The 936-nt window shown below is 35.0% G+C and carries 2 protein-coding genes; both read right to left on the minus strand.

Translation table 11 applies throughout. The annotated features are described in order from the left end of the window. The coding region (locus ASU31_RS27050) for a glycosyltransferase (protein ID WP_157258376.1) at window positions 1-585 on the minus strand (585 nt) is incomplete at its 3' end. A 6-nt stretch (window positions 586-591) separates the two neighbouring features. Next, the coding region (locus tag ASU31_RS27055; protein WP_167346258.1) for a sugar transferase at window positions 592-936 on the minus strand (345 nt) is incomplete at its 5' end.

Genomic DNA, 936 nt, shown 5'->3' on the forward strand with positions numbered 1-936 from the left:
TGTTTTCACCTCCTTTAACTTATTGGTTTTCAATACTGGATTAGCAATTACCTTAATCAGTTCTTGATTAACATTATAAGTATCAATCAATGATTGTTTCATTTCTTCCGACTGGCAAACGATCTGTTTATAACCCCGATAACTTGCGCTGGCAAAAAGTTCGTAAAACCTCGACTTAAATCCTTCAAACAATCTTTGTTCGTGAGGAATATTAGAAGCCCTTGCAATAAGTATCGGAATTTTTAAAAACCGGCCAACCAGTGAGACTAAAATATTGATGTGATCGGTAGTGGAAAAAACCGCATAAGGTTTTTCCTTTTTTAACACGTTGTAAAGTGCAAAGAAGGATCTGGAAGCTTTTTTGGTTTTTAAATCGATAAAACGAACACCATCTAAATCCATAGAAAAACAATTAACAGTAGAATCCAGAATCACAATGGTAACATCAAATTTATCTTTGTTAAATCCCTGGGCCAAATTCCAGAACACCCGTTCTGAGCCGCCCGAAGTTAAGGAGCTGAGTACAAAGAAAACTTTATTTTTAACCCTAACTTCTTCTTTAATAGTTTTTTGTGGAGCGTACATATTGTTTTAGTTTATAACAATCCTATTAATCGTTAACCAAATGATTTTAAAATCGGTTAGGATATCGTTATGATTGATATACCTCATGTTCTGTTTAATTTTTGCGGGGATAATCCTTTCGATGTAGTAAGTTTCGGGATCTTCGGCATGTTTTAGCAACTCATTTTCGTTGCAAAACTCAACCGATGCCCAATCAGTAATACCCGGTTTAACGGATAAAACGTAACGTTGTTCTTCATTGTAAAGATTTACGTATTTTCTAACTTCTGGTCTTGGTCCAACAAAACTCATCTGCCCTTTTAAAACATTCAATAGCTGGGGCAATTCATCTAACTTGTATTTGCGCAACCA

This window comes from Pedobacter ginsenosidimutans (assembly GCF_001442625.1).
GTDB classification, from domain to species: Bacteria; Bacteroidota; Bacteroidia; order Sphingobacteriales; family Sphingobacteriaceae; genus Pedobacter; species Pedobacter ginsenosidimutans.